At 45.6% G+C, this 24179-nt stretch carries 2 protein-coding genes; both read left to right on the forward strand.

Annotated elements, in window-relative coordinates:
- The first annotated feature begins 48 nt into the window (after window positions 1-48).
- Entirely contained in the window at window positions 49-16515 is a 16467-nt protein-coding gene (locus WA279_RS06870; RefSeq protein ID WP_336154843.1) for a non-ribosomal peptide synthetase, read from the forward strand.
- 14 nt (window positions 16516-16529) lie between these two features.
- Window positions 16530-24164 carry a beta-ketoacyl synthase N-terminal-like domain-containing protein gene (locus WA279_RS06875; protein WP_336154769.1) on the forward strand — a complete coding sequence of 2545 codons (7635 nt, stop codon included), beginning with the start codon at window positions 16530-16532 and terminating at the stop codon, window positions 24162-24164.
- Window positions 24165-24179: the final 15 nt, after the last annotated feature.

Here is a 24179-nt window from a genome sequence, read left to right on the forward strand (position 1 = left end):
AGATCAGGAGAATTAACCATTTCTGAGGTGGAAGAACATCTTAAAGGCATGAAGCGGCAGTTGAAAAGCCCGCTTTCAGAAGGGCAAAAAGGGCTGTGGATGCTTCAAAAAATGTCTCCTGGGATGAGTGCATATAACATTCCTTTATGCTTTCGCTTCAGCAAGCCAATACATGCAGAGACGTTCAAGAAAGCCCTTCTGTTTGTACAGAGACAATATCCGGTCTTAGCCAGTGTGATTCAAGAAGAGAATGGCATTCCATTTCAATCGGTTCAGTTATCAAAGGATCTTTATTTTGTGGAAGAGGATATATCAGCAATGAAATCAGCAGATATCTTGCCTTTTCTAAAAGAAAAAGCAAAAGAACCTTTCCAGTTGGAAGCTGGTCCGTTATGGCGCACACACCTTTTTCATCGGTTAGAAGAATGCATTGCTCTTATAACAATTCACCATATCATATTTGATGGTGTGTCGATGCTGACATTGATATCGGCGCTATTCGAAGCGTATCAACAATTGCTGAATGGGATTGAGCCCTTGCAGCAGCCATTAACAGCTGATTATTACGATTTTGTCGATTGGGAAAAACGGATGCTGACTGGCAGAGAAGGGGAAGAGCATCTCGCTTACTGGAAAGAACAGTTGTCTGGGAGTCTGCCAGTTCTTGATTTGCCTTGTGACCGTCCGCGGTCTTCAGCACGAAAATTCAAGGGGCAAGCTTATAAAAGCTTGCTCCCCCATCACCTGAGAAATCAAATTAAATCGTTTGCCCGCACCAATCATGTGAATGAATCGGTTGTGTTTCTCTCCATTTACAAAGTGCTGCTGCATCATTATACAAAACAAAAGGATATCATTGTTGGCGTTCCGACAATGGGTCGGCAAGAAGACAGATTTGAAACCCTAATCGGTTATTTTATCAATATGATGGCTGTTCGGAGCAAGAATATCGGATCTCAGCCATTAACAGCATTTATTCGGGAACTGCAGCTGACAGTGGCTGACGGCCTGGATCATGCGGCGTTTCCGTTCCCTGCATTGGTAAGAGAGCTGAATGTAGACCGCTCGGCTGCGGATTCTCCGGTTTTTCAAACAGCTTTTCTGTACCAAAACTTTTTTCAGGCAACAGGCTTGCAAAAAGTGCTCGAACCGTATCAAACGCTTGGCATCGAATATATTGAAGACATTCGGCAAGAGGGTGAATTTGAGCTGGCGCTCGAAATATATGAGCAAGAAAATGAAACAGTGCTTCATCTTCTGTACAACCCTGATTTGTACGAACTGTCCTCCATTGAAAGCATGATGGAGAACTATATGAAGCTCGCGCAACACATGATGGAGGACCCGTCTTTGCCGCTTGAAGCTTACTCTTTGCAATTAAATCAAGAACAAACTAGTTTGCTGGAACAATGGAATGCGACAGGGACAAACATCGCAAATGACAAGTGTATACATGAGGTGTTTGAGGAAAAAGCGAAACAAACCCCCGATGCGGTTGCTGTCATGTTTGAAGACAGATCACTTACATATAAAGAAGTAGATGAAAAAAGCACATCTGTGGCAGTCTACCTTCAACATCAGGGTGTTGGACCTGAACAGCCCGTTGGCATTTGTGCAGAGCGTTCGTTTGATATGATCATCGGAATTTTAGGAATACTGAAAGCTGGCGGAGCGTATGTGCCGTTAGATCCAAGTTTTCCGCAAGAACGATTAGAGTACATGCTCAAAGACAGTCAGGCATCCATTGTCCTCACCCAACCTAACGTTCATGATAGGATCATCGGATTAACTGGCAGCCATGTAAAAGCGATCAATATCGAGTTAGCTTGCCGAAACGGTTATACAGACCAGCAAAGAAGCGGTTTAAAGCGGGAAGTAAAACCGGAACACCTCGCTTATATTATTTATACATCGGGAAGCACTGGAGAGCCTAAAGGGGTTATGGTAGAGCATCGGAGCATTATGAATACCCTGAATTTTCTTGAATCTCACTATCCTGTAACGGCTGAGGATGCATATTTATTGAAGACGAACTATGTGTTTGATGTATCGATCTCAGAATTATTCGGATGGTTTATTGGAGACGGCCGTCTTGTGATTCTTCCGCCTAATGGGGAGAAATCACCGCAGCTTTGCATGGATTATATTGAAACATATAAAGTGACTCACATTAATTTTGTGCCGGCCATGCTGCATGTTTTTTTAGAAATGGCGAAAGACAACAAGCGATTCACAGAGGATGGTCCGCTGAAGTATATGATGGTTGCAGGTGAAGCCTTCCCTAAAGAATTAGTGAAAAAGGCGGTATCGCTCTTTACAAACTGCCGTGTTGAAAATATATACGGACCGACGGAAGCCTCCATTTACGCTGCGTATTTCGGATGCGGAAAAGGAGATATCGCAAGTCACCATACACCGATTGGAAAGCCTGTCTCCAACACGAAAATTTACATTGTGGACCAGCATTTGAAGCCTGTCCCGATCGGAAAGCCTGGTGAGCTTTGCATCGCTGGAGCCGGCTTAGCAAGAGGCTATTTTAAAAAGCCGGGGCTTACGGCTGAAAAATTTATTGATAATCCCTTTGAACCAGGGACGAAGCTATATAAATCGGGTGATTCAGCAAGGTGGCTTCCTGACGGCAACTTAGAATACTTGGGACGGATTGATAGCCAAGTCAAAATACGCGGTTTTCGCGTCGAGCTGGGCGCAATAGAAGCAAAGCTTAGTGAATTTCCGGGCATTTTAGATCAGGCGGTAGTGGTGAAGCAGCTGGAAGGCCATCAACAGCTCGCTGCTTATTATACAGAGGAAAGCGGACATGCCTCTGCCAATCCAAAAGATTTGCGCCTTCATCTTAAATCGAGTCTGCCGGAATATATGATACCTTCACACTTTATCCGCTTAGATGAGCTTCCATTATCGCCCAGCGGAAAAGTGAACCGTAAAGAATTAGAAAAACGCGAGATCGTGTTCAACAGTAGGAAACCAAATCACTTGCACTTAACGGAAATAGAGGATCAGGTGCTGCGCATTTGGGAGGAAACGCTCAAGGTCAGCGGATTTGGGCCGGATGACGGATTTTTCGATGCGGGCGGCGATTCGCTTCTGGCTGTAGCTGTGGCTGAACGAATCAAAAAAGAATTCGATTGTGAGTTTCATGTTACTGAGCTGTTTGAGTATTCCACGATCCGTGCAATCAGTGAATACATTTTGGAGATGAAAAACTCAGATCTAGCCGGGACACAAAATGAAGATTATTATGATATCAAAAAAGATATAAAACACCTAGAACAGAAGATTCCTCCTTATTTTGACGACAGTGTTGCGATTGTGGGGATATCTTGCCAGTTCCCGGGTGCGAAAAATCATCATGACTTCTGGAACCACATCAAAGAAGGCAAAGAAAGCATACGATTCTTTTCTGAAGAAGAGCTTCGCGCAAATGGAGTTCCTGAAGAATTGATACAGCATCCTGACTATGTGCCGGTGCAATCTGTGATCGAAGGGAAAGATTTATTCGATCCCGGTTTCTTTCAAATCTCGCCAAAAGATGCTGAGTATATGGACCCTCAGCTCCGCCTCTTATTGCTGCACTCCTGGAAAGCGATTGAAGATGCAGGATATGTGGCTAAGGAGATTCCGGCAACAAGCGTATATATGTCTGCAAGCAGCAATTCATATAGAACGTTATTACCGAAGGAGACAACAGAAGGACATAAATCACCGGATGGTTATGTCTCATGGGTTTTAGCCCAAAGCGGAACCATTCCCACAATGATCTCACATAAGCTCGGATTAAAAGGGCCAAGCTATTTTGTTCATTCTAACTGTTCTTCATCACTAGTCGGTTTATATCAAGCATACAAAAGCCTGACATCGGGCGAATCACAATATGCGCTTGTCGGAGGCGCAACATTGCACGCACAATCAGCGATCGGCTACGTGCACCAAAACGGGTTGAATTTTTCAAGCGACGGGCATGTAAAGGCGTTCGATGCTTCGGCTGACGGAATGGCCGGAGGTGAAGGCGTAGCAGTCATCCTGCTGAAAAAAGCTGTGGATGCCGTAAAAGACGGAGACCATATTTATGCCATTATGCGCGGAATAGGCATCAATAATGATGGGGCAGAGAAGGCCGGCTTCTATGCGCCAAGTGTAAAAGGCCAAACAGAGGTGATACAGCATGTATTGGATACAACCAAGATCCATCCTGAAACGGTCAGTTATATTGAAGCGCACGGGACGGGAACGAAATTAGGCGATCCTATTGAAATGTCTGCGCTAAATAAAGTGTACAAGCAATACACCGACAAAACACAATTTTGCGGAATTGGTTCAGTGAAAACGAATATCGGCCATTTGGATACAGCTGCGGGGTTAGCCGGATGCATTAAAGTTGCGATGAGTTTATACCATAATGAACTTGCACCGACCATCAATTGTACGGAGCCGAATCCGGATATAAAGTTTGAAAGCTCTCCTTTTTATGTTGTCCGTGAACGAAAATCGTTAGAGAAACACGCAGGTGTCCATCGGGCGGCTCTGAGCTCATTCGGCCTTGGCGGAACTAACGCCCATGCAATATTTGAGCAATATGAAAACATTTCTGATGCAGGTACCGAAAACGAAGGCAATCAGCCTTACATCATTCCTATATCAGCTAAAAATAGTGAACGGCTCCAAGTATACGCGAAGGAAATGCTGTCCTATATCAGTCAAGACGAGCAAAGGCATTTCTCTTTAAGAGATATTGCATATACCTTCCAAGTCGGCCGTGAAGCAATGGATAACAGGATCGTTTTTATAGTGAACGATCTGGAAGAATGGACACAGCAGCTGGAAGCTTTTGTGACTGGAAAGCCGCTCACAGAAGGCTGTATTCAAGGAGAAAAAACGAGAATGACATCCGCTGAACAGCTGCTTGGAAATGCTGAAGCAGATGATATGGCTTCATCACGGATATCAAAAGAAGAATTGAGAAAGCTTGCCGAGATGTGGGCAAATGGCTTTCACGTTGAATGGCGCAGGCTCTATCCAAATACAAAGCCACGCCGCATCAGCTTGCCGACATACCCTTTTGCCGAAGAACGATACTGGCCTGAAAGCAGCACCGGCGCTATCACAACAATTGAACCATCTCGTTTGCATCCTTTGGTGCACCATAATACATCGGTTCTGTCAGAGCAGCGTTTCAGCTCCATTTTCACAGGACAAGAGTATTTTATTGCCGAGCATATCATTAAAGGCATGGCGATTTTGCCGGCGGCGGTCACGCTTGAAATGGCAAGAGCCGCTATAGAACAAGGAATTGGCGGATTGGAAGATCATGAAACTGGAATCAGGCTGAAAAATGTCGTGTGGGTTCGCCCGGTTGTAGCAGGAAGTGAGCCGGTTCAGGTAAATATCGGACTTTACGATGAAGATGGCGGACACATTGCTTATCGGATGTATGGCGATCCGGAATCCGCTGATGCAGAACCAGTTGTATATAACCAAGGTATAGCGGAATTGATTCAGTTAAAGCGAGAAAAAGCACTGGATCTTTCTAAGATCAAGAAACAATGTGATCAAAGCAGAATGGATGCTGCTTCGTTTTATAAAGGGATGATCGGCGCCGATTACGGTCCAGGTTACAAGAGTGTAGAGGCCGTATATAAAGGCGACGGCCAGCTGCTTGCCAAATTATCACTGCCGGAATCTGTTTCACATACGTTGGGCGATTATGTTCTTCATCCAAGTGTAATGGACGGGGCGTTACAGGCGGCTGAATATTTGCAAAATGTCGTCAGAGCGGAACTTTCAGACACTGAAGACTTTAAGGCAGCACTGCCATTTGCCCTGGAGGAACTTGAGGTCTTTCGTCAGTGCGTTTCTGACATGTGGGTTTATGTTCAATTCAACTCGAAAAACAAACCGGGAGATTTGATACAGAAAGTCGATATTGATCTATGCGATGAGCATGGCATGATCTGCGTGCGGCTGAAAGGATTTTCGACGAGAGTGATGGAGGCAGATATACAAACCGAACCATCAAAAATCAACACTGAAACTTTATTTCTTCAGCCCGTTTGGCAAGAACAAAAGGCTGCTGACAGCTTAGCTGCAAAAAAATATGCAGAGCATCTCGTATTCCTATGTGAATATGATCATGAGACGAGAAAACAAATTGAAGCAGCCATCGAGGATGTCCATGTATACAGCCTGGAAGCAAGGCCTTCTTCAGTAGATGGGCGTTTCCATTCTTATACAGAACAAGTGTTTAAAAAGGTACAAGAGATCATTCGTACGAAACCGAAGGACGGCATTCTCGTTCAGATCGTAACCTCTGCAGAGGGAGAACAGCAATTGTTTTCAGGGTTGACAGGACTGCTGAAAACAGCTTGTCAGGAAAATGCCAAACTAACCGGCCAAATGATTGAAGTCAGCGGTGAAGAAAGTGGAGAAAGCATCGCTGGCAAACTGTTAGAAAATCAAATGAGCGGCGATTCATATGTCAAATATCAAAACGGGACACGGTATATTGCTGATTGGCGTGAAATCAAACAGGCAAAAGGCGACGGCAGCAAACCGTGGAAAGACAATGGCGTTTATCTCATTACAGGAGGTGCCGGCGGACTAGGTCATATTTTTGCAAAGGAAATTGCGGAACAAACGAAAAATGCGACAGTCATTCTGGCGGGCCGCTCACCTCTTAGCGAAAGCAAAAGCAAAAAGCTGGAAGAGCTTCATAGCAAGGGGGCTGACATCACCTACAGGCAAACAGATGTTACCAATAAAATTGAAGTCTATCAGCTCATTGACGACATTCAAAAAAGATATGGCCGTCTGAGCGGTATTCTTCATAGTGCCGGAATCATCAAGGACAGCTACCTGGTTAATAAACAGGCAAAAGATCTGCACGATGTACTGGCGCCTAAAGTAAAAGGGCTTGTTTATCTAGACGAAGCGAGCAAGGATTTGCCTTTAGACTTCTTTATTCTCTTTTCATCTCTTTCAGGAAGTTTAGGGAGCATTGGCCAGTCTGACTATGCGGCAGCCAATGTATTTATGGATATGTATGCAGGCTATCGAAATAGGCTTGCCGACCTCAGCCAGCGGCATGGGAAGACGCTTTCTGTAAACTGGCCTTTATGGAGAGATGGAGGCATGCAGGTCGATCAAGAAACTGAGAAAAGGCTTGTGCAATTTGCCGGTATTGTTCCTATGAGGGCGGAAAAAGGAATTCAGGCATTATATCAAGCACTTCATTCAGAGGCAAACCAAGTAATGGTGATCGAAGGCGATGTGCAGAAAATAAAACAAAACATGCTGGCAAAAAACGCCTCAGCACCTATGGGAAAGATGGAAGCAGAACACATGACTGAACAAATAAATAGCATTGATACAGACAGTTTGCTGGATAAAGTAAAGGCGATGTTAAAGCGAGAGATCGCCAAGCTGTTAAAGGTCAAGCTTGAAACGATTGATGATCATGCCGAGATGACGGTGTATGGTTTTGATTCTATCTCCATGACTGAATTCACCAACCATATCAATCGCGCCTATCAGTTAGAGCTGACGCCAACCGTATTTTTTGACCACCCGACGATTCATGCGTTTGGCAAGCATTTGTCAGAAGAATATCAATCGGTATTTGCGAAGACATTTGCTGTGCGCGCTGCATCGGCTCAGCTTCAGCCTGGTGCGAAACAGGAACAAGCCGTGCGTGCCAAAGCTAAAAGACGCAGAAAGCAGCAAGTCATGCTGCCAAGCGCCATACAGAGTGATGCTGGGCCTGAGCCAATTGCCATCGTAGGCATAAGCGGGATTTTCCCTATGGCGAAAGATATTGAGGCATACTGGAACATCTTAAAAGAGGGCAAAGACTGCATGACGGAAATTCCGAAAGACCGCTGGGATTGGCGTGAATATGAAGGTGATCCGGCGAAGGAAGTCAATAAAACGAACGTAAAATGGGGCGGTTTTATTGACGGAATAGCAGATTTTGATCCATTATTCTTTGGCATTTCCCCGCGTGAAGCTGAACAAATGGAACCTCAGCAGCGCTTACTGCTGACTTACGCCTGGAAAGCGATCGAAGATGCAGGATATTCGGCGAAAAGGTTGTCAGGCACAAAGACCGGCGTTTTCATCGGAACAGGAAATACAGGATACAGCTCTCTTCTATCTAAAGCGAACTCGGCAATAGAAGGATCAGCGGCAGCCAATACGAGCCCTTCAGTCGGTCCAAACCGGGTCAGTTATTTCCTTAATCTGCACGGACCGAGCGAACCGATTGATACAGCGTGCTCAAGTTCACTAGTGGCGATCCACCATGCCATCTCTTCAATTGAGGAAGGCACTTGTGACATGGCATTAGCCGGCGGTGTAAATACGATTATCCTTCCTGAGGTGTATATCAGCTTTGATAAGGCGGGTGCACTGAGCAAAGAAGGAAAATGCAAGACGTTTTCAAATCAAGCCGATGGTTTTGCGCATGGGGAAGGTGCCGGCATACTGTTCCTGAAAAAATTAAAAGCGGCTGAAGAAGCGGGAGACCACATTTACGGAGTCATAAAAGGCAGTGCAATCAATCACGGCGGCCGTGCAGCCTCTTTAACGACTCCCAATCCGAAGGCGCAGGCAGATGTTATTCAGTCGGCATATCAAAAAGCGGGAATCGATCCGAAAACCGTGACCTACATTGAAGCCCACGGAACCGGGACGGAGCTTGGAGACCCGGTTGAAATTAACGGTTTGAAATCAGCTTTTAAAGCATTGGGTGTAAATGAAGGAGACACATCAGCCAATCCTTACTGCGGATTAGGGTCTGTAAAGACAAACATCGGCCACTTATCGCTGGCAGCCGGTGCAGCAGGAGTTATTAAAATATTATTGCAGCTTAAGCATAAAACCTTAGTGAAAAGTCTGCATTGCGAAAACGTGAATCCATACATTCAGCTGAAAAACAGTCCGTTCTATATCGTACGGGAAACGGAAGAATGGAAAGCGCTGAAAAATGAACGGGGAGAAGAGCTTCCTCGCCGGGCAGGTGTCAGTTCATTTGGAATCGGCGGGGTAAACGCCCACGTGATTATCGAGGAATATATTCCGGAAGCATCCGATGAGAATATACCATCCATCACGCCTGAACATCCGGGTATCTTCGTTCTATCGGCTAAAAATGAAGCGCGGCTAAAAGAACATGCACAGCAGCTGGCAGATGCGCTTGATAAGCAAACATATAGTGACGTAAATCTCGCCCGAATCGCTTATACACTGCAAGCCGGACGGGATGCGATGGAAGAACGTCTCGGGATTATTTCCGGTTCCATTGAGGATGTACAGCAAAAGTTAAAAGACTTTGCAGCAGGCAAAAGCGGTGTGGAGGATGTATTTAAAGGCAGGATTGATAAAGGCACACTCCAAATGCTGACAGATGACGAAGAGATTCAAGAAGCCGTCGAGAAATGGATGGAACGGGGAAAGTATGCAAAATTGCTTGAATTATGGGTAAAGGGGCTTGATGTAGACTGGACGAAATTGTATGGCGAGAATCTGCCAAAGCGCATCAGCTTGCCGACGTATCCTTTCGCAAAAGACCGTTATTGGATCTCTGATCATATTGAAAAAAGCGGCAGCATTGATGCAAATCAAGCAGCCTCCCGCCTTGGCGGAGCCATGCTGCATCCATTAATGCATCAAAACACATCGAATCTCTCGGAACAAAGGTTTAGCTCTATTTATACGGGAGAAGAGTTTTTCCTTGCTGATCATGTTGTGAAAGGCCAACGGATTTTGCCGGGAGTGGCTCATCTTGAATTGGCGCGGGCAGCTGTTGAGCAGGCCGCAGAGGTACAAGGTGTACCGCGCACCATAAAGCTAAAGAATGCGGTGTGGGTGCGGCCTATTGTTGTAGAGGATCAGCCGCAGCAAGTACACATTAGGCTTTTACCGGGAGAAAATGGTGAGATCTCTTATGAAATCTATGGTCATTCAGACGTTACTGGCGAACAGTCAATCGTCTACAGTCAAGGCAGCGCGGTATTGAATCCTGCTGAAAGTCTGCCGGCGGTTGATTTGCAATCTATGCGGGAGCAGTGTCAGGAAAGCCATTTCAGCGTAAACGAAGTATACGACACCTATCGGATGATTGGATTTGAATATGGTCCTGCTTATCGCGGAGTGAAAAAAATCTATACAGCTGAACAATTTGTTTTGGCAAAATTGTCATTGCATCCGTCAGCTGCAGATACGCTCAGCCAATACAAAATGCACCCTGGGCTGATGGATTCTGCTTTGCAGGCGTCAAGCATTTTGACAGGCGCCGGGGATAACCAGCTGACACTGCCTTTTGCGGTCCAGGAGCTTGAAGTCTTCGGAGCATGTTCGTCAGAAATGTGGGTATACGCAAGATACAGCCAAGGCAGCAAGGCAACTGATAAGGTGCAAAAGCGCGATATTGATGTTTTAGATGAGAGCGGCAATGTTTGCGTACGGATGAAAGGATTATCTTTCAGAGCAGCGGAAGGCGGCTCTGGATCGGCGGAATCTGATCAAACGCTGGAAACCCTGATGTTTGAAGAAAAATGGGTGCCTAAGGATTTTAAAAAAGAAAGTCCTGAGCCTCATTACGAACGGCACATTGTCATGCTTTGCGACATGAATGGCCTCTCAAAAGATCGCATTGAATCAAGAATGACAGGAGCGGAATGCATCGTTTTGGAGTCATTCCGCGAAGGACTTGCAGAGAGGTTCCAAGATTATGCCGAACAAGCGCTTGAGACGGTCCAGGGTCTTCTCAAAAGCAGACCTCAGGGCAATGTTCTGATCCAGCTGCTTACCTCTGCACAAAGAAAGCAGTACTCATTCTCAGGGCTATCGGCGCTCCTTAAAACCGCCGGCCTGGAGAATAAAAAGCTAATCGGCCAGACAATTGAAATCGATTCACATGAAAATATTGAAAGTGTAATAGAAAAACTGAAAGAGAATAAAAGGCACACAGAAGATCAGCACATCAAATATGAAAAAGGCAAACGGTACATCAATGATCTGGATGAAATGCAAATAGATGATCGGGAAATAAGCATGCCGTGGAGAGATAAAGGTGTATACCTCATCACGGGCGGCGCAGGGGGACTTGGGTTTATTTTTGCAAAAGAGATTGCTCGTCAAGCCGAACAGCCTGTGCTCATTCTGACAGGCAGATCCGCGTTGAATGCGGATCAGCAGGCGGAGCTTAACGAACTTCAGCAATTAGGGGCTCGCGCAGAATACAGGCAGATTGACGTGACACAAACGGAAGCAGCCTCCGAGCTTATCACAAGCATTACGTCTGATTACGAAGACTTGAATGGTGTCATTCACAGCGCTGGGCTGATTAAAGATAACTATCTTATGAGCAAAACCAATGAAGAGCTGACACAAGTTCTCGCTCCTAAGGTGAAAGGGCTTGTGAATGTGGATGAGGCAACCGAGCATCTTGCGTTAGATTTCTTTATCCTCTTTTCTTCAATATCAAGTGTTGCCGGCAGCGCGGGACAGGCCGATTATGCAATGGCTAATGCATTTATGGACAGTTATGCTGCTTATCGAAATGCGCTTGTAACCGCCATGTACAGGCACGGACAAACGTTGTCGATCAATTGGCCGCTCTGGAAAAAAGGCGGCATGCGCGCGAATAAAGAAATTGAAAACATGACGTTGAAAAACACAGGTGTGACTCCAATGCGGACCGAGACCGGCATTCAAGCGCTGTATAAAGGTTTGGCATTTGGCAAAGATCAAGTCATCGTCATGGAAGGAATCAAAGACATGATGAGGGAAAAGCTGACTCAAAAGCCGTCTTCTGATGATGTACCAATGAAAACAGTGCAAGTACCGGTGACATCTGAAGCGAGAATGGATCAAGGGAATATGTTTGACCACATTCAAGAAGTTTTAAAGCAAACAATCTCTCAATTGCTCAAAATCAAACCTGAAGAGATTGACCCGGACATGGAGTTTAATCAATATGGATTTGATTCGATTACGTTAACTGAATTCGCAAATACACTGAATGAGAAGTACAAGCTGGATCTTACGCCTACGATCTTCTTTGAGCACGCAACTGTTTATGCATTTGCAGGGTATCTGTCAGAAGAATATCCAAATGCTTTTACAGCTCAAACGCCTGCCAAAGCTGGGGTGCTGATGCAGCCTGTCGAAAAGAATATAAAAAATATGACGTTTTCGACTGAAAACCGCTTTGTAAAACCTTCAGTAACACCAATGCAAAGGGAAGCTGATCACAAGCCTGAGCCTATTGCGATTGTTGGGATGAGCGGCGTTTTCCCAAAGGCAAAAGACGTTGAGGAATATTGGGAGAACCTGTCATCGGGCACAGATTGTATTACAGAGGTTCCAAAAGACCGCTGGGATTGGCAGGAGTATTACGGAGACCCTCTGAAAGAAGCGAATAAAACAAACGTCAAATGGGGCGGTTTTATTGATGAAGTAGCTGACTTTGATCCATTGTTCTTCGGCATATCTCCGCTGGAGGCTGAGCAGATGGAGCCTCAGCAGCGCCTGTTAATGACCTATGCGTGGAAGGCGGTAGAAGAAGCGGGACACTCAGCGAGAAGCCTGGCAGGAACCAAAACGGGCATCTTCATCGGGACAGGAAACACAGGGTACAGTTCACTTCTGTCAAATGTAGACATCGAAGGCTCAGCGGCTGCGAATATGAGTCCTTCTGCAGGACCGAATAGAGTCAGTTATTTCCTGAACATTCATGGACCGAGTGAACCGATCGACACTGCGTGCTCAAGCTCTTTGGTCGCCATTCATCATGCGGTTTGCGCCATTGAAAATGGAAACTGTGAAATGGCGATTGCGGGAGGGGTCAACACGGTCGTAACTCCGCAAGGCCATATCGCCTATGATAAGGCCGGGGCGCTGAGCAAAGAAGGAAGATGCAAAACATTTTCTGACAAAGCCGATGGATTCGCAGTCAGTGAAGGTGCCGGCATTCTCTTTATGAAAAAGCTGACAGCGGCTGAACGAGACGGTGATCATATTTACGGTGTCATTAAAGGAAGTGCGGTAAACCACGGTGGCCGCGCAAATTCTCTAACGACTCCTAATCCGAAAGCTCAGGCGGATGTCGTAAAAACAGCATATGAAAAAGCGGGAATTGATCCAAGAACCGTAACTTATATTGAAGCGCATGGGACTGGAACCGAGCTGGGCGATCCAGTAGAAATCAACGGCTTAAAAGCGGCATTTAAAGAGCTGTATGAAAAAACGGGGGACCCGGCTGTTCATGGCAGCCATTGCGGACTTGGGTCAGCGAAAACAAACATCGGTCACTTATCGCTTGCGGCCGGTGTGGCGGGTGTCATTAAAGTGTTATTGCAGCTCAAGCATAAAACGCTTGTCAAAAGTCTGTACAGTGAAACTGTTAATCCGTATATCAGACTGGATGACAGCCCGTTTTATATTGTGCAGGAATCGAGAGAGTGGCAGGCGCTTCGGGATGAAGCCGGCCGAGAGCTCCCGCGCCGCGCAGGCATCAGTTCGTTCGGGATAGGCGGCGTCAATGCCCACGTGGTCATTGAGGAATATATTCCGAAAGAAGCAACCCATCCTGCAACAGCACCAGCTGTGACAGCACAGAACCCGGGCATCTTTATTTTGTCGGCAAAGGATGAAGATCGTCTGAAAGACCAAGCCCGGCAATTAGCAGACTTTATCAGCAAGCGATCTATCACTGCTCGTGACCTCACTGATATTGCTTATACACTCCAAGAGGGGCGTGATGCAATGGAGGAGAGATTAGGGATCATCGCTGTCTCGACTGGGGATTTGCTGGAAAAACTGAACCTCTTTATAGAAGGGGGCACCAATGCGAAGTACATGTACAGAGGCAGAGCAGAAAAAGGTATCGCACAAACATTGAGATCAGATGACGAAGTACAGAAAACGCTCAACAATAGCTGGGAGCCTCACATATATGAAAGACTGCTTGATTTATGGGTAAAAGGCATGGAAATAGGCTGGAGTAAACTGTATGACGGCAAACAGCCGAAACGCATCAGCCTCCCTACCTATCCATTTGCGAAAGAACGCTACTGGATAACGGATACGAAAGAGGAGGCAGCCGCCCATCAAACAGCTTTAAAAACAGTCGAATCAGCAGCTTTGCATCCATTGATACATGTCAACACATCTGATTTGTCAGAGCAGCGTTTCAGCTCGGCCTTTACAGGTGCTGAGTTCTTTTTCGCCGATCATAAGGTGAAGGGAAAACCGGTTATGCCGGGCGTGGCATATCTTGAGATGGTTCATGCTGCCGTTACAAGAGCAGTGAGAAGAACCGAAGATCAACAATCTGTTATTCACATCAAAAATGTTGTGTGGGTGCAGCCGATTGTGGCGGACGGCCAGCCTGTGCAAGTGGATATCAGTCTAAATCCCCAGCAGGACGGCGAGATTGCTTTCAACGTCTATACAGAGGCTGCACACAATGATCGAAAGATACATTGTCAAGGCAGTGCTTCAATCCGTGGGGCAGGAGACATTCCAGTCCAGGATATCAGCGTGCTTCAAGACCAATGCAGTTTAAGCACACTCTCACACGACCAGTGTTATGAATTGTTTAAGGCGATCGGCATTGACTACGGACCTGGTTTTCAAGGGATAGATCGGCTTTACATCGGCCGCAATCAAGCCTTGGCAGAGCTTTCTCTGCCTGCTGGTGTAACTCACACACTGAATGAATTCGTTCTTCATCCAAGTATGGCCGATTCTGCTTTACAAGCGTCGATCGGGCTAAAGCTGAATTCCGGTGACGAGCAGCTTTCTCTGCCTTTTGCGCTGCAAGAGCTAGAAATATTCAGCCCGTGTACAAATAAAATGTGGGTGTCTGTGACATCTCGTCATAATGAGGACAAAATACAGAGACTGGATATTGATTTGTGTGATGAACAAGGCCGAGTGTGTGTAAGAATCAAGGGGATTACCTCAAGGCTGCTGGAAGAAGGCATACAACCGCCAGACGCACCGACATCACTAGGAAACTCCAAAGCAACTCTTAACGGAGCGCTTCTTATGGCGCCGATATGGGATCGAGTTGTGCTGGAGAAGAGGATCATTTCGCCTGCTGATGAGCGTGTTGTCATCCTCGGAGGGGATGACAACAGCAGAAAAGCTGTTCAAAGGGAGTTCCCGTTTGCCAAGGAGCTGTACATTGAGCCGAACGCATCAATTCATAGAATTGCAGGCCAGCTTGAAGCACTCGGATCGTTTGACCACATCGTGTGGATGTCTCCTTCTCGTGTGACAGAGTGCGAAGTCGGCGATGAAATGATTGAAGCCCAAGATCAAGGCGTCATTCAAATGTATAGGCTCATTAAGGCAATGCTTTCTTTAGGCTATGGACAGAAGGAGATAAGCTGGACGGTCGTGACGGTGAACACACAATATGTTGATCAGCATGATATTGTCGACCCGGTAGATGCCGGGGTACACGGCCTGATCGGTTCAATGTCAAAAGAATATCCAAATTGGCAGACAAAGCTGATCGATGTTAAAAAATACGAAGACCTGCCGTTATCTCAACTCCTTTCCTTGCCTGCCGATCAAGAAGGGAATACGTGGGCCTATCGAGACAAGGTCTGGCATAAGCTTCGTTTGATTCCAGTACACAACAATCAACCGGTGCACACGAAGTATAAGCACGGAGGTGTTTATGTTGTCATAGGCGGAGCTGGCGGTATTGGTGAGGCGTGGAGTGAATATATGATCAGAACATATCAGGCGCAGATCGTTTGGATTGGCAGAAGGAAAAAGGATGCAGCCATTCAAAGCAAGCTGGACAGACTTGCACGTCTAGGGCCAGCCCCGTATTACATTCAAGCAGATGCGGCTAACCGAGAGGAATTAGAACGCGCGTATGAAACAATGAAACAAACGCATCGAGAAATCAACGGCATCATCCATTCTGCGATTGTCTTACAAGACCGAAGCCTGATGAATATGAGTGAGGAATGTTTCAGAAACGTTCTTGCTGCAAAAGTTGATGTAAGCGTGCGAATGGCCCAAGTTTTCCGGCATGAACCACTGGATTTTGTTTTGTTTTTCTCTTCCGTACAATCGTTTGCAAGAGCTTCCGGACAAAGCAACTACGCTGCGGGCTGCAGTTTTAAGGATGCTTTTGCACAACGGCTTTCTCACGTATGGCCTTGTACAGTAGCCGTGATGAATTGGAGTTATTGGGGAAGCATTGGTGTTGTTTCATCACCGGATTACCAGAAGAGAATGGCTCAGGCAGGCATAGGCTCAATTGAAGCCCCTGAAGCAATGGAAGCTTTGGAATTGCTTCTCGGGGGACCGCTGAAGCAGCTAGTAATGATGAAAATGGCAAACGAAACGAATGATGAAACGGAACAGGCAGACGAAACAATTGAAGTGTACCCGGAAACTCACGGCTCCGCCATTCAAAAGCTGCGAAGCTATCACCCGGGTGACAGCACAAAGATTCAACAACTGTTATAGGAGGGGAAGCGCCAATGCTGAACACAGAAGACATTCTCTGTAAAATGCTTTTCGCACAATTACAGTCCATAGGGTTTTTCACAGAAAGTAAATCCCAGCCGGTATTGGAGAATTTCTATGGCAGATGGTTTGAAGAAAGCCAATCGATTTTAGAGCGGCATCAATTTCTCAAGCGAACGGAGAACGGACATGTTCCAACACGCTCAATAGGCACCATGAGCGAGCTGTGGAAAGAATGGAATGAACAAAAATCTGACCTGCTTCAAGACAATAATATGAAAGCCATGGTGACATTGGTGGAGACAGCACTTAAAGCCTTGCCGGAGATTCTGACCGGCAAGGCCTCAGCCACCGATATCCTGTTTCCGAATTCATCTATGGATTTAGTAGAAGGGGTCTATAAAAACAATCAAGTCGCAGACTATTTTAATGATGTTCTTGCAGATACGTTAACAGCCTATCTGCAAGAACGTCTGAAGCAAGAGCCTGAGGCGAAGATTCGAATATTAGAAATCGGAGCCGGGACCGGCGGGACAAGCGCGGCTGTTTTTCAAAAATTGAAAGCATGGCAGACACATATAAAAGAATATTGTTATACAGATCTGTCTAAAGCTTTTTTAATGCATGCAGAAAATAAGTATGGTCCTGACAATCCATATTTGACATATAAACGATTTAATGTCGAGGAGCCGGCGTCTGAACAGCATATTGATGCGGGAGGCTACGACGCGGTCATCGCGGCAAATGTGCTTCATGCCACAAAAAATATCCGGCAGACATTGCGAAATGCAAAAGCAGTTTTGAAAAAAAACGGGCTGCTCCTTTTAAATGAAATTAGTGATCATAATATATATTCGCATTTGACGTTCGGCCTTTTAGAGGGCTGGTGGCTGTATGAGGATCCTGATCTCCGCATTCCGGGCTGCCCGGGCCTGTATCCGGATACTTGGAAAACGGTGCTTGAGAGTGAAGGATTTCGCTATGTTTCCTTTATGGCTGAACAATCGCATCAGCTCGGCCAGCAGATCATTGCCGCTGAAAGTAACGGAGTCGTCCGTCAAAAGAAGAGAACGGAGGCAGAAGAAGATCCAAGCCATATACAAATGAATGCTCAAATCGATCATTCACAGGAAAGCGATTCTCTCATCGAACAAACGGCACAATTTGTGAAGCATACGCTGGCAAAATCAATCAAACTATCACCAGAACGTATTCACGAAGATACGACATTTGAGAAGTATGGAATTGATTCGATTTTGCAGGTGAATTTCATTCGTGAATTAGAAAAAGTGACGGGAGAGCTTCCAAAAACCATTTTATTTGAACATAACAACACAAAAGAACTCGTCGAATATTTAGTAAAGGGGCATGAAAATAAGCTCCGGACAGCATTGTTAAAGGAAAAAACGAAGCCTGCAAAAAGTGAAGCTCCACTTCAAACAGAGCGTACAAATCCTAATAAGCCATTTACTTTTCATACACGCCGCTTTGTTACAGAGCAGGAAGTCACTGAAACTCAGCTAGCAAATACCGAACCACCAAAAAAAGAAAAGACAAGCAATTTGCAAAGAACACATTTTAATGATTCTAGTACAGAAGATATCGCAATAATCGGGGTAAGCGGGCGCTATCCGATGTCTAACAGTTTAGAAGAGCTTTGGGGGCATTTAATTGCCGGAGACAATTGTATTACAGAGGCACCGGAATCCAGATGGCGCACATCTTTATTGAAAACATTATCAAAAGATCCAAAAAAGCCGGCAAATAAGAAACGCTATGGCGGATTTTTACAAGATATAGAGGCATTTGACCATCAGCTTTTTGAGGTGGAGCAAAACCGGGTGATGGAAATGACACCGGAACTCCGTTTATGTTTAGAAACCGTCTGGGAAACGTTTGAGGACGGCGGCTATACGCGAACCCGGCTGGATAAATTGCGGGATGATGACGGAGTAGGTGTTTTTATAGGGAATATGTATAACCAGTATTTTTGGAATATCCCATCTTTAGAGCAGGCAGTCCTCAGCTCAAATGGGGGAGACTGGCACATTGCAAATCGCGTTTCCCACTTTTTTAACCTGACCGGACCGAGTATCGCTGTCAGCTCAGCATGCTCTAGTTCATTAAACGCCATACATCTTGCGTGTGAAAGCCTGAAATTGAAAAACTGCCCAATGGCGATTGCTGGAGGCGTCAATTTAACACTCGATCTCTCTAAATATGATTCTTTGGAGCGTGCCAATCTGCTGGGAAGCGGCAATCAAAGCAAAAGTTTTGGCACAGGAAACGGGCTTATTCCCGGGGAAGGCATCGGAGCTGTCCTGTTAAAACCGCTTTCGAAGGCGATGGAAGATCAGGATCATATTTACGCTGTAATCAAAAGCAGTTTTGCCAACCATAGCGGCGGAAGACAGATGTATACAGCTCCGGATCCGAAGCAGCAAGCAAAGTTAATTGTCAAGTCGATTCAGCGGTCGGGCATTGATCCAGAGACTATCGGCTATATTGAATCGGCGGCAAATGGTTCAGCGCTGGGCGATCCTATTGAAGTAATTGCCTTAACAAACGCGTTTCAACAATATACAAACAAGAAACAGTTTTGTGCGATAGGCTCTGTCAAATCCAATCTAGGGCATTTAGAGGCGGCTTCCGGTATTTCTCAGCTGACAAAAGTGCTGCTGCAGATGAAGAAAGGGACGCTGGTGCCGACAATTAACGCGATGCCTGTCAATCCAAATATTAAGCTGGAGCACACGGCTTTCTATCTTCAGGAACAAACAGAGCCATGGCATCGCTTAAATGATCCTGAAACTGGAAAACAATTGCCTCGCAGAAGCATGATCAATTCCTTCGGAGCGGGGGGAGCCTATGCCAATCTTATTATAGAAGAATATATGGAGACGGCCCCTGAGAAAGAACATATCGCTCCCCGCCAGCAGGAATTCACTGCCGTTTTTTCAGCCAAAACAAAATGGAGCCTGCTTAGCTATCTAGAAAATATGCAATTGTTTTTAGAGAAGGAAGCTTCTCTGGATATTGAACCCGTTGTACAGGCTTTACACAGGAGAAACCATAATTTAGAGCATAGGGCTGCATTTACAGTGACATCGACTCAAGAGCTGATCGAAAAACTAAAGGTGTTCCGAACATCAAGAGAAAGCTCACTCCAGCAAGGCATCTATACATCATTCGATTTACAGCCATGTGCGGAATCAGCATCTAGGGATAGAGAAATAAACGCTGCAGAGCAATGGGCACAAGGGGCCTCGATTGCTTTTAAAGAAGCTGATATAGGGAACCGATCAGGCTGGGTTCATCTGCCTCACTATGCATTTGACCATAATACATCATTTCATTTCGATGTATCGTCTATCAATGAGAAATCGTCAGATGTTGAAGACAATATCAATCAGCCGGTCATTCAAGATCAATTCACTTATGATGAGCCTTACGTTCAAGGACACGTCTTCAACAATGAACGGGTGCTTGTCGGTGCCACATATGGCAGTCTGGCCATTGAAGCATTTTTTAACCTGTTCCCTGAGGAAAACAGCGGCCGTATCAGCAAATTAAGTTATATCAGTCCAATTGTCATCAAACAAGGCGAGACCATTGAACTTCAGGCAAAGCCGCTGCAAAAAGATCAAGTCATAGAACTGCAAATCATGTATCGCGAGCCGTCCTCTGGTTTGTGGAAGCCTGCCGCAATCGGACAATGCGGAATCGGTTCTTTTGAGCCCAAAAAAGTCAATATTGAGAACGTTAAGCATTCATTAACTAAGCTTCATCACATCGAGCAGATGTATAAAACCGGAAACGGTCTTGAATGGGGAGAGTTGTTTAAGACAATTACTCATCTCTACAGAGATCACAAGTCTATACTGGCAAAAATTCGCCTGCCCCAAAGCGGGCTGGCAAACGGGCACCATTACACTGTAAGCCCATTGATGACAAACAGCGCGTACTTGGCTATCCTCAGTTTCTTAGAGCAGTTTGACATGACAGGCGGCTTCCTACCGTTTGGAATCAATGATATCCAGTTTACAAAGCAAACGATAAAAGAGGATTGCTGGCTTTTGATTACATTGGTTAAGAATACAGGTGACATGCTGCTGTTTGATGTAGATGTGATCAATGAGTCGTCAGAAACAGTGCTGCACTACTCGGGCTACTCGCTTAAACAGCTTCGTATTTCGAATCAAGGAGGAAATCAAAATAAGGCCATCAAAGCCAGTAATCTGAAAGATCGTATCAGAAGCTATGTAACAGATAAACTGGCAGTAAACATGGCCGATCCGTCAAAATTGTCTCTTGCAAAAGCGCATATCATGGATTTTGGAATCGATTCTTCTCAATTGGTTGCACTGACAAGGGAGATGGAAGCAGAGACAAAGATCGAATTAAATCCGACTCTGTTTTTTGAGTATCCGACTATTCAAGAGCTAATCGACTTTTTTGCGGACAAACATGAAGCATCTTTTGCTCAGCTGTTTGGTGAAGATCATCAGCAGGAAGAACGCCCAGCTCAAATCGAAAACCAAATGAAACAGATTCCGGCATACGAGACGAACACGGATAAAACAATCGAACACGCGGCAGACGGCATAGCCATTATCGGCATGTCGGGACAGTTTCCGAAGGCAAACAGCGTAACGGAATTTTGGGATAACCTTATCCAAGGAAAGAACTGTGTCTCTGAAGTGCCGAAAGAACGCTGGGACTGGCGCAAATATGCCGCAGCCGATAAGGAAGGGCAATCAAGCCTTCAATGGGGCGGTTTTATAGAAGGAATAGGTGAGTTTGATCCCCTGTTTTTTGGCATATCGCCTAAAGAAGCGGCGCATATGGACCCACAGGAGTTTCTGCTCTTGATACATGCATGGAAGGCGATGGAAGATGCAGGCTTAACAGGGCAGGTTGTATCCAGCCGCCCGACAGGAGTATTTGTCGCAGCCGGCAATACGGATACAGCTGTGGTTCCTTCCCTAATTCCAAACCGTATATCCTATGCACTTGATGTAAAAGGGCCAAGTGAATATTATGAAGCTGCCTGTTCCTCAGCTCTCGTGGCTTTGCACAGAGCTATACAATCCATTCGAAACGGCGAATGTGAGCAAGCCATTGTCGGGGCTGTGAATTTGCTGCTTTCACCAAAAGGCTTTATTGGCTTCGACTCAATGGGCTATTTGAGTGAGAAAGGACAGGCCAAATCCTTTCAAGCAGATGCAAATGGCTTTGTCAGAAGTGAAGGAGCAGGAGTTCTCATCATTAAACCATTGCAAAAAGCCATTGAAGATTCTGACCATATTTATTCGGTTATTAAAGGTTCAGGTGTATCGCATGGCGGCAGGGGAATGTCACTTCACGCGCCAAATCCGGCCGGCATGAAGGATGCAATGCTGAAGGCTTATCAAGGAGCGCAAATTGATCCCAAAACGGTGACCTATATAGAAGCACATGGGATCGCCTCTCCATTGGCAGACGCGATAGAAATAGAGGCGTTAAAGTCAGGCTGCAGTCAGCTCGAATTGGAACTTCCACAGGAAGTACGGGAGGAAGCGCCATGTTATATCAGCAGCTTAAAGCCGAGCATCGGACACGGTGAACTCGTATCAGGCATGGCTGCTCTTATGAAGGTCAGCATGGCGATGAAGCATCAAACAATACCAGGCATAACCGGATTTTCGTCTTTGAATGACCAGGTGTCAATAAAGGGCACCCGTTTCCGCGTGACTGCCGAGAATCAGCAATGGAGGGATTTAAGTGACGATGCAGGCAAAAAAATTCCGCGCAGAGCGAGTATCAACAGCTATAGCTTTGGAGGCGTAAATGCGCACGTCATTTTAGAAGAATATATTCCTTTACCAAAACCACCGGTTAGTATGAGTGAGTATGGTGCCCACATTGTGGTTCTTTCTGCAAAGAATCAAGACAGGCTAAAAGCAATTGTTCAACAGCAGCTTGACTATGTGAATAAACAACAAGCACTGCCATTACAAGATTATGCTTATACACTCCAAACCGGCCGAGAGGAAATGGAAGACCGCCTGGCGCTCGTCGTCCGCAGTAAAGAAGAACTGGTAATCGGCTTGCAAGAACACTTAGCTGCAGAAAAAGGCGATAAGCCGAAAAGTTCTATACCTGTCTTTAGCGGAAATGCAGAAAATGGCTCGTCAGATCTCGAAGCCTTGCTGGATGGTCCATTAAGAGAAATGGTGATCGAGACTTTGTTGTCTGAAAACAACCTGGAAAAGATCGCGTTTTGCTGGACAAAAGGGGTGCAAATCCCATGGGAGAAGCTTTATCAAGGAAAAGGTGCCCGCAGAATACCGTTGCCAACCTATCCATTTGAAAAGAGAAGCTGCTGGAACGGCTTTCAAGCAGTAGAGAATACGCCTTCTGTTTCACAGGATGAGCGTATCAACAACAGCAGCGATCATCACATATTCGCAAATGTACTAGGGATGGCTCCGGATGAACTGCAGCCTCATAAGCCATTGCAGCAGTATGGATTTGATTCAATTTCTTGCATACAGTTATTACAGCAATTGCAATCAAAGGTGGACCCTCTCATTGCCTTGACGGAGCTTCAAGCATGCCATACTGTTCAGGACATGATGGACTTGATCGCAAAGAAAAAGGAGGATCCATCCTTACAAAATGATCAAGCTCGCACGTTTCCGGAATTGATACCGTTAAATGACGGCAAGCGGGGGCGCCCTGTCTTTTGGTTCCATGGCGGAGTAGGAGGAGTTGAAATTTATCAGCAATTTGCACAAAAGAGCCAGCGCCCTTTTTACGGCATTCAAGCCAGAGGATTCATGACTGATTCTGCTCCTTTGCACGGAATTGAACAAATGGCTTCCTATTATATAGAGATCATTCGATCCATACAGCCTGAAGGTCCTTATGATGTAGGCGGATATTCCTTAGGCGGGATGATTGCATATGAAGTCACTCGCCAACTGCAAAGCCAAGGCCTTGCTGTCAAAAGCATGGTGATGATTGACTCTCCATATCGTTCTGAGACAAAAGAGAATGTGGCATCTATGAAAACGTCAATGCTGCAAACAATTAATACGATGCTGGCATCGATTGCGAAACGGGAAAAGCTTACGGATGTTCTCATCAGCCGTGAAGAGGTGGACATAAGCTTAGAGGATGAAGAATTCCTGTCTGAGTTGATTGACTTGGCAAAAGAACGAGGGCTAAACAAACAAGATAAGCAAATACGTGCGCAGGCTCAGCAAATGATGAAAACACAGCGTGCCTATGATTTGGAGTCGTACACTGTTAAGTCTCTCCCTGATCCTGAGACGGTAAAATGTTATTATTTCCGCAACAAAAGCAGGTCTTTCTTTGGTGATTTAGACACTTATTTCACTTTATCAAATGAAAAAGAACCGTTTGATCAAGCTGCTTATTGGGAGGAATGGGAGCGGCAAATTCCCCATTTCCACCTGGTGGATGTCGATTCTAGCAACCACTTCATGATATTAACCGAACCGAAAGCGTCAACAGCCATGTTAGAATTTTGTGAAAAGCTTTATTCAAACAGGGGAGTAGTGAATGCGAATTTCCTTAAGGCTTTCCGGAAGAAACATGAAGCGAGGGAAGAAAAAGAAACAGATGAATTGGTGAAGCGCTGAGAAAACACAAACGCC

Origin of the sequence: Bacillus sp. 204(2023), assembly GCF_037027505.1 — a bacterium.
Lineage (GTDB): Bacteria > Bacillota > Bacilli > Bacillales > Bacillaceae > Bacillus > Bacillus subtilis.